The organism is Corynebacterium sp. HMSC06G04 (assembly GCF_001807365.1).
GTDB classification, from domain to species: Bacteria; Actinomycetota; Actinomycetes; order Mycobacteriales; family Mycobacteriaceae; genus Corynebacterium; species Corynebacterium simulans.
The window spans coordinates 223,360-230,844 of sequence record NZ_KV788589.1 but is presented as its reverse complement, the minus strand read 5'-3'; the positions used below and the strand labels follow the sequence as shown (position 1 = coordinate 230,844).

General features: G+C 56.0%; 9 protein-coding genes and 1 tRNA gene. 2 read left to right on the top strand and 8 right to left on the bottom strand.

Annotation, left to right across the window (positions count from 1 at the left end):
* Positions 1 to 317 precede the first annotated feature (317 nt).
* The 3 genes from HMPREF3158_RS01075 to HMPREF3158_RS01065 are packed head-to-tail and all read right to left on the bottom strand — an operon-like array spanning position 318 to position 4,003.
* The gene (locus HMPREF3158_RS01075; RefSeq protein WP_061921169.1) at positions 318 to 1,346 is read right to left on the bottom strand and encodes an ABC transporter ATP-binding protein; all 1,029 of its coding nucleotides are present in this window, start codon (positions 1,344 to 1,346) and stop codon (positions 318 to 320) included.
* Positions 1,347 to 1,348: 2 nt separating this feature from the next.
* Positions 1,349 to 2,965 (bottom strand): ABC transporter permease, encoded by a 1,617-nt coding sequence (locus tag HMPREF3158_RS01070; RefSeq protein ID WP_371326191.1) that lies wholly within the window; start codon positions 2,963 to 2,965, stop codon positions 1,349 to 1,351.
* 6 nt (positions 2,966 to 2,971) lie between these two features.
* Positions 2,972 to 4,003: an ABC transporter substrate-binding protein gene (locus HMPREF3158_RS01065; protein ID WP_061921171.1), complete on the bottom strand. Its 1,032-nt coding sequence runs from the start codon at positions 4,001 to 4,003 to the stop codon at positions 2,972 to 2,974.
* Positions 4,004 to 4,350: 347 nt separating this feature from the next.
* On the opposite strand from HMPREF3158_RS01065, the gene HMPREF3158_RS13330 reads away from it, so the two are divergent.
* Both HMPREF3158_RS13330 and HMPREF3158_RS01060 read left to right on the top strand, forming a co-directional pair.
* On the top strand, positions 4,351 to 4,536 hold the full coding sequence (locus HMPREF3158_RS13330) for a helix-turn-helix domain-containing protein (RefSeq protein ID WP_201040668.1): 186 nt from the start codon (positions 4,351 to 4,353) through the stop codon (positions 4,534 to 4,536).
* The gene (locus HMPREF3158_RS01060) at positions 4,524 to 4,757 is read left to right on the top strand and encodes a hypothetical protein (protein WP_061921174.1); all 234 of its coding nucleotides are present in this window, start codon (positions 4,524 to 4,526) and stop codon (positions 4,755 to 4,757) included. Before HMPREF3158_RS13330 ends, HMPREF3158_RS01060 begins: the two co-directional genes overlap by 13 nt.
* Positions 4,758 to 4,840: 83 nt before the next feature.
* On the opposite strand, the gene HMPREF3158_RS01055 is transcribed toward HMPREF3158_RS01060, so the two are convergent.
* From HMPREF3158_RS01055 to HMPREF3158_RS01035, 5 genes are all read right to left on the bottom strand, one after another.
* A tRNA-Arg gene (locus tag HMPREF3158_RS01055) sits at positions 4,841 to 4,913 on the bottom strand.
* 117 nt (positions 4,914 to 5,030) lie between these two features.
* On the bottom strand, positions 5,031 to 5,318 hold the full coding sequence (locus HMPREF3158_RS01050) for a glutaredoxin domain-containing protein (protein ID WP_062035601.1): 288 nt from the start codon (positions 5,316 to 5,318) through the stop codon (positions 5,031 to 5,033).
* The gene (locus tag HMPREF3158_RS01045; RefSeq protein ID WP_061921204.1) at positions 5,319 to 5,861 is read right to left on the bottom strand and encodes a dihydrofolate reductase; all 543 of its coding nucleotides are present in this window, start codon (positions 5,859 to 5,861) and stop codon (positions 5,319 to 5,321) included. It abuts the gene before it with no gap.
* A complete protein-coding gene (locus HMPREF3158_RS01040) occupies positions 5,861 to 6,667 on the bottom strand; it encodes a thymidylate synthase (RefSeq protein WP_179294266.1) in 807 nt (268 codons plus the stop codon). Before HMPREF3158_RS01040 ends, HMPREF3158_RS01045 begins: the two co-directional genes overlap by 1 nt.
* Positions 6,668 to 6,712: 45 nt before the next feature.
* On the bottom strand, positions 6,713 to 7,471 hold the full coding sequence (locus tag HMPREF3158_RS01035; protein ID WP_070432605.1) for a 3'(2'),5'-bisphosphate nucleotidase CysQ: 759 nt from the start codon (positions 7,469 to 7,471) through the stop codon (positions 6,713 to 6,715).
* Positions 7,472 to 7,485: the final 14 nt, after the last annotated feature.

Genomic DNA, 7,485 nt, shown 5'->3' with positions numbered 1-7,485 from the left:
GCAACACCCCTACCAACAAGCCGCTCTCAGCACATCCGGATTGATGGCGCGGTATACCGAAATTTCCACGCCGTTAAGGTCAATGCAGGATTGCTTAGTGCTCTCACTTATGGCTTAGAGTTCAAGCGGGTTCAGACTATATACGACACTGCCTTCTGAGAGCATGGTGATGAAGATGGGTGTGATAACCAGCGTTCCGTGTCGGCTGTGATCGGTATTAGCCTAAAATTTTATGCTTAAGACGGCGGGTGTAACCGCTGCAAAACGGCGGCACCGTGCCATCGCTGAGCTGGTCATGGTTCTTGCGGGGTGGTGATCTAAAAAACCAAGGGCGGCGCGAAGCGGATGCGCACCGTTTGTCCCATCGCTGGCTTATCGTCCGCGGTGGTGCGGAATGTGGTTCCCGATCCATGGGTGGCGGTAACGGAGTAGTGGCCGGCTTCGTAAATGGCAGAGTCAACTACTGCTGGAACCGTGGCACCTGGATGGTTTTCCTCCACGATTGTTGCGTGGTGCGGTAGGATGGCGGCCTTAGTGCCTTCGCCCCGCACGGAGACTTCACTCAATGGCCAAGAAATGCCAAGGGTTGGGCACTCGACGCGGCCTCCTGAGATAGCGGCCTGGACTATTGTGGCATCCGCAATAAATCCCGCGACCAGCGGGCTTCCGGGACTTTCCAGCAGCTGTTGTGGGGTAGCAATCTGCTGGATTTCGCCGCCATCTAGAACCACGACTCTATCTGCGATTGCCAGCGCCTCGGCGCGATCGTGGGTGACGTGCACCGTGGTTAAGCGCTGCTTTTGCGTCAGGGTTACCAGCTCGCGGCGCAAATTATCGCGCAATGGTTCATCGAGGGCTGAAAGAGCTTCATCCAGTAATAAAACCGTGGGATTAGCAACGATCGCCCGGGCCAGCGCAACGCGCTGGCGCTGCCCACCAGAAAGGCTGTCCGGAGTACGGTTCTCGAATCCTGGCAGGCCCACGAGAGCTAAAGTCTCAGAAATGCGCTCTTCGCGCTCGGGCTTTGCTACTTTCGCCTGGCGCAACGGGTAGCCAACATTGTCTTTAACAGACATGTGCGGCCAGATCGCGTGCTGTTGGAAGACCATGCCGATGCTGCGTTTCTCGGGAGGAATAGCAGTCATCTTCCGGCCATCTATGTAAAGCTCACCTGACGATGGAGAAATAAAACCAGCGATGGTGCGTAAGAGCGTGGTTTTACCGGAGCCTGACGGGCCAACGAGTGCAATGAGTTCCCCAGGTTCGATGGAGAGGTTGATATCGCGCAAGCCGGTGGTTCCGTCCGGAAAAGTGACCGTGAGGTGGGAAGCTGCAATTTTCGCCATTATTAAGTCCTTACCTTGGGAGCACGGATAGTCAGTGCGACGGCAATGATGCCAAGTAGCGCAAAGAGCAGGGCGAGTGCCGATGCCTGGTTATAATTTCCTGCCTGTTGCAGGTTGAAGACTTGGACACCCAGTGTTGTCGTTCCGGGTGCGACGAGGAGTACGGAAATAGTAAGTTCTCGAATCGCGGTCACCGCTACGAGCACCGCACCGGATATCGCCGCTGGAATGGTCATCGCGCCGGTGGTAGTAAATAGCGCCTTAAGCGGCGTGGCGCCGGAAATGCGCGCTGCTTCTTCCACGGTGACCGGGGTGCTTATTAGCGGGGCACGCACGGCCTGGACAACGAGTGCGGTAAAAGCACAGACGTAGGCGATAAGGATTATCCAAATGGTGTTATACAGCCCAGTATAGCGCCCGGCAATCAGCCAGGCGACACCGATGATAAGCCCAGGCAGCGCGCTCGGTAGCAGTGCAGAAAGGGTTAAAAGCGTATTTCCTCGAGCCTGAGTCCGGGTCACTAGAATTCCGATGACCCAACCAAGAACCCCGCAGATTATCGCGGCGGTTATTGACAGAAATGCGGAATTACTGAGTCCGTCGATGACGCGCGGGTTGGATAAAGCGCTGCTAAAGTTCGCCAGCGAGATGGTTTCTAAGGTAAATGGAACCCCAGGAGCTGGCAGCAATGCGCGGTAGGCCAAACCGAGAATTGGGCCAATGGAAATGGCGAGCCCGCACACCCACATGATGATCGTGACCGGCCAGCGCGCCGAATGCAGTGCGAAACGCGCCGGACTTCCGGAGTCATGTGTAGAAGACGAGTTTTTCAGGGAGGTGAGATAGTCCATGATTACTGTGCCGATTCCCAAAAATAAGAGGACAACGCCGATGGTCGATACCACTTGTAAGGGGTTGGATACGGTGCCGGAATCAATGAACCGGTAAATCATCGTCGCGAGCGTTTCGAACCGAGCCGGCGATCCGATAATAGCGGGAATGCCGAAATCAGCCAGATTAGCAATTGCTGTGAGAGTGAACGCGGACAATAGTGCGGGGCGCAGGAGTGGAAGGGTGACCGTGCGCAGAACTGTCACCACGGAAGCCCCAGATACTCGGGCGGCTAGCTCAAAATCGGGGGAGATGGAGCGCAAGCTTGAAGAAATGATGACATATGCCGTGGGAAAAGAATGGATAGTCATCAGCGCAATGACCCCGTCTGCGCCGTAGATATTCCATATTTCGAACTCAAAAAGCTTATTCAAGCCCTGATTCGGGCCGAAGAGTTGAATCCAGGCGATCGCTCCGATAAATGGCGGAACCAAGAGAGGCGAAAGCAAGAATAGGCGCAGTACCGAAGAGCCGTAGATATCTGTGCGGTCTAGCGCGATGGCAATAACGGTGCCGATGATGACGGCAGCGAGAGCTGAAAGCGCCGTGGTAAATAGCGAATTCCATGTGGCGATGCCGAGCCCTTGCTCTAGCAAGATGGGAATTTGGTTTCCGCCCAGTGCAAGGGAGACAACAAGGGTCAAAGGCGCGATGAACAGGCCAATGGCAATCAGCCACACGCCAACGCGTAGCGCGGATACGGAGGGATTTTTCAACAAGTGGGCCACCAAGAACTAGGAAGACACTGCCTTTTGGAATACCTCGACGGCGGCGTCTTTATCCTTGGTGATTTTCCCCAAGTCCTGGTCCATGAGCTCAATGTCTGTGAGTTCAGGGGTGCCTGCTGGGGTTCCCACGTCCTCACGCACCGGGAGGTACGACTGCTCGACGGCGATTTCTTGTGCCTTCTTTGAAAGCAGGAAGTTGATGTATTTCTGGGCTGCTTCCTGTTCCTGGGAGTCTTTGAATACGCCCGCAGGCTCAGAAATATATGGTGATCCTTCGGTGGGGTAGGCGAGGGCAATTGGGGACCCCTTATCCGCCAGGTCGCGGACTAAGTAATCGACGACCACGCCCACGGGCTTGGAACCGGAGGCGATTTCTTGGGAGGTAGGGCCATTGGAGTCTGCGATCATCGGGGCATTCTTGCCCAGATCTTCGATCCACGCTTCTCCGAGGTCTGAATTATTCTTCCACGCTGAGGCGTTGAATGCCGCTGCACCGGAGACCGCTGGGTTAGGTAAGACGAGTTTGTCTTTGTACTTCGGATCGGTGAGATCCGCCCAGGAGGTCGGGGCATCGTCTTCTGCGATCTCGTCGGTGTTATAAGCAATTATCGTAGGGATTATGCGCGTGCCGACATAAAAATTCTTGTCGTCCTTGGCCTCGTCGATGATGTCATCGGAATCGACATCGGCAAGCTCGATGAGGTCACCATCCTCAGCGTAATTTTCAAAGGTAGGTCCATCGGCTGCCCAGAAAACATCCGCTTCAATGTCGCCAGATTGCTTCTCTGAAGAGATGCGGGCGTTCAAATCACCGGTGCCAGCGCGGTATACATTGACCTCGATATCGGGGTATTCCTCGTTGAAGGCCGCATTGATCTCATCGACCTTTTCCTCTGGTTCGGAGGTATAGACGGTTATTGAGGTTGAGTCGCTGGTCGCCTGTGAATCTTCTTGGTTGGACGCAGGCTCACCGCACGAAGTAAGAAGGACGGTTGAAGCAAGGGCTATGGCAGAGAGAGAAGTGTGCTTCGACTTCATCGTGGGAGTTCCTCCAGAGAGAATAGTGATCAGGAACATCAATCTAACTGCACTGAAGTTAAGACAACTTGGGATCGATGTAAACGTGCAGTAAATTTTTAGCACCCTTGATCGGGTGCTTGGAGGGTGAGGTGGTTAAGTCGCCCTTTCAAGACTGCATTAAACGGTATCCGCTTCTTTGATCCCACCAACGCGAGCGATTATGGCGGATGGCTCGGCGCGTTATCGTCATATTCGGCCGTGGCTGGAGACCACGGTGAGGCGTACACCGGTGGCCGTTATTGAGAGCGCCTAGAGATATCGGTGCAGATGCTGGCAGACCCGCTGGAATACTAGCTTTGTGCAGTGTGCTAGGCGCTTTCCGATGGCCACATTCATCCAGCGTTTTCCATGGCGGGGTTACGCGCCAAACAATCAATCTGCTTGAAAACGGCCGGTATAACCCGACCCTCAAGTTTTGCCTTGCGATCTGTCACAGGTTGGATAGCTCGCTCGACCAACTATTTTGGGAGGAACAGAATTGCCAATCCTAAACAAGATCTCTGACGAACGTTTACTCGCAAAGAATCTGCGCAATATCAGAATTGCGTTTGTCATCCAGACCCTAGGCATTATTGTCGTGTTGGTCAACGAATGGATAAAGAACGGTTCGCGGGCGATGTTCGCCGAGCCTTTACACCTCGTTTTGCTGGTTAGCCTCACCGTTTATGTGGCGCTCACGATTCCTATAGCGCGCGAGAATGAGGAACAGTAGGAGCCGGGGTGGCCCGAAAGCGGGCGTACTGCTGAAACCCCCTGTCTGCGCTGGTCAACGGGGAAGTTTTGTGAAAGATTTTGTGCCCCAGAGTGGATTCGAACCACCGACACCGGCTTTAGGAGAGCCGTGCTCTATCCCCTGAGCTACTGGGGCGGGGGTTGCTTTAAAGCAACGCAATTAGGTTACCAGCACGGTATGTGGCTGCGTTAAATCGGATGTTTAACTTCGGCGTTTGTGTGCTGGAGGCGGCAGCTACTTGAGCTATTCGCACTATTCGGCGGAGCCGTCGAGCTCAGCGAGCTTCTTGCGCACGGCGGAGGCAGCCGGGTTGGTAACGGAGGTGCCGTCGGAGTAGAGCACGGTTGGCACGATGCGGTTGCCGTCATTGACGGACTTGATCCACTCGTTTATGTCCTCAGTGCCTTCGGCCTCGACGTCGACAAGCGCGTATGGCGTCTCCGTGCGGTTCAGTGCCTTGAGCAGCTTCGCGCAAAACGGGCACCAGTCGGCGTAGAAGATCGTGACGTGCTCGGTGGTTTCGGGAGTTGCGACGGTCATTTAAGCGGCGTCCTTTCGTTCATAAGTTAAAAAGCGGTATTTAATCGGCAGCTCACTCGGGGGCTGCCCCGGAATGGTCAGGTGGCCCTTTTCAGAAGTGAGCCAATCAGTGCTAGCCGCTAGGCCGAAAGTCTCCGGAACTGCGGGGGCATAGACTGCGTCATCACCGTAGACATCCCCGATGTTAACGCCCATCAACGTAATTTCGATGACGTCGACCTCATCCAAGGTTGAGGCGTATAGCTGGCCGCCGCCGATGATCCAGGCGTCGGAAAGCGTGGAAGTTACGTCGTTGAGGTTGCTGGTTGTGCTCGCCCCAGCGGACCATTGGCCCGGCTCCTTGCGGGAGAGAACATAGTTATCGCGGCCTGGCAGCGGGCGAAACTTCGGGTTTAGCGATTCCCACGTGCGTCGGCCCATCACTACGGGCGAGCCCAGCGTGACCTCCTTAAAGTGCTTGAGGTCCTCTGGTACGTGCCACGGCATGACGGAGCCATCGCCGATGATGCCGTCCAGGGACTGCGCCCAAATAGCACCCAGCATTAGACGGAAACCTGCGCTTTGATGGTGGGGTGTGGGTCGTAGCCTACGACCTCGAAATCGTCGAAGGTGTAGTCGAACAACGAGTCAGCCTTGTGGAGCTTGAGCTGCGGATAGGGGCGTGGCTCGCGGGAGAGCTGCTCCTTGACCTGCTCAATGTGGTCGTTGTAGATATGGCAATCGCCGCCGGTCCAGATGAGCTCGCCGACCTCCAGGCCGGCCTGTTGCGCAAACATGTGGGCCAGCGCAGCATAGGAAGCCAGGTTGAAAGGCACGCCCAGGAACATGTCCGCCGAACGCTGATAGACCTGCAGGGAGAGCTTGCCGTCTGCCACATAAAGTTGAAATAGCAGGTGGCAGGGCATAAGCGCCATCTTGTCTAGTTCTGCCACGTTCCAGGCCGAGACCAGGTTGCGACGAGAATCCGGATTATTCTGCAGTGTATCCAGAGCCTGCTGGATCTGGTCTACATGCGTGCCATCCGGGGTAGGCCACGAGCGCCACTGGACGCCGTAGACAGGGCCCAGCTCGCCATCGGCGTCAGCCCACTCATTCCAGATGCGGACGTTGTTGTCCTGCAGCCACTTCACGTTGGAATCGCCCTTGAGGAACCACAGCAGCTCGCCGATGACGCCGTGGAAGTAGACCTTCTTGGTGGTCAGCAGCGGGAAAGACTCCGCCAAGTTATAGCGCAACTGTGCACCGAAAATTGAGCGCGTGCCGGTGCCGGTGCGGTCACCTTTGTCCGCGCCTTCTTCCAAAACTTTGCGGAGGAGGTCCTCATATGGGGTCTGGATCATGGTTTTCAAGTTTAGAAGCCTTTTTGCTGAAACGCCTAAAAGGTTATGGAACGCCTAAAAGCCGCCGTTTTCTTCGGCATAGGCAGCAGCGTGCTCCAGGATTTCATCGGCGAGTTCCGGCCGGCAGATGAGCAGGTCTGGGATGAAGGTGTCCTCGTTGTTGAAACGAATTGGGGAGCCATCCAAGCGGGAACAGTGCAGGCCCGCTGCCATGGCAACGCCCACCGGCGCAGCCTGGTCCCATTCGTACTGGCCGCCAGAGTGGATGTAGCCGTCAAAGTCACCGAGCAGAACGTGCATTGCCTTGGCGCCGGCAGAACCGATGCCGACGGTTTCAAATCCCATCTTCTCCCCAATATGGGAAGCCACCTGGGGCGGACGGTTGCGGGAGACTACAAACTTCTTAGAAAGCGGGCCGGTAACGGCCCGGGCATCGGAGGAGCGGAAGGTCACGCCCAAATCTGGCATGGCCACGGCCGCATGCTGTGGCATGCCGTTTACCACGAGTGCGATGTGGACAGCCCAGTCTTGGCGGCCGGTGGCAAACTCCTTGGTGCCATCGAGGGGATCGACGATCCACACGCGTTCCTTCTTCAAACGGCTGAGATCGTCTGCTGCTTCCTCGGAAAGCAGGCCGTCTTCGGGGCGGTGTTGCGAAATTACCCGGGTGATCCATTCTTGTGCGGCTTCATCGCCGGCGTCGCCAAGCGCGAGGCCGCGCAGCAGGCCACCGTTGCGCACACCTTTGAGGATCTCACCGCAGCCGTTGGCTAGTGAATTGGTCAGGCGGGAATCAGAAATCTCGACGGTCATGCATGCTAGATTAC

Coding starts and splice junctions, on each gene's coding strand:
- HMPREF3158_RS01075 (WP_061921169.1), bottom strand. CDS start 1,346: ATGGCGAAAATTGCAGCTTCCCACCTCACGGTCACTTTTCCGGACGGA.
- HMPREF3158_RS01065 (WP_061921171.1), bottom strand. CDS start 4,003: ATGAAGTCGAAGCACACTTCTCTCTCTGCCATAGCCCTTGCTTCAACC.
- HMPREF3158_RS01050 (WP_062035601.1), bottom strand. CDS start 5,318: ATGACCGTCGCAACTCCCGAAACCACCGAGCACGTCACGATCTTCTAC.
- HMPREF3158_RS01045 (WP_061921204.1), bottom strand. CDS start 5,861: ATGCTGGGTGCTATTTGGGCGCAGTCCCTGGACGGCATCATCGGCGAT.
- HMPREF3158_RS01035 (WP_070432605.1), bottom strand. CDS start 7,471: ATGACCGTCGAGATTTCTGATTCCCGCCTGACCAATTCACTAGCCAAC.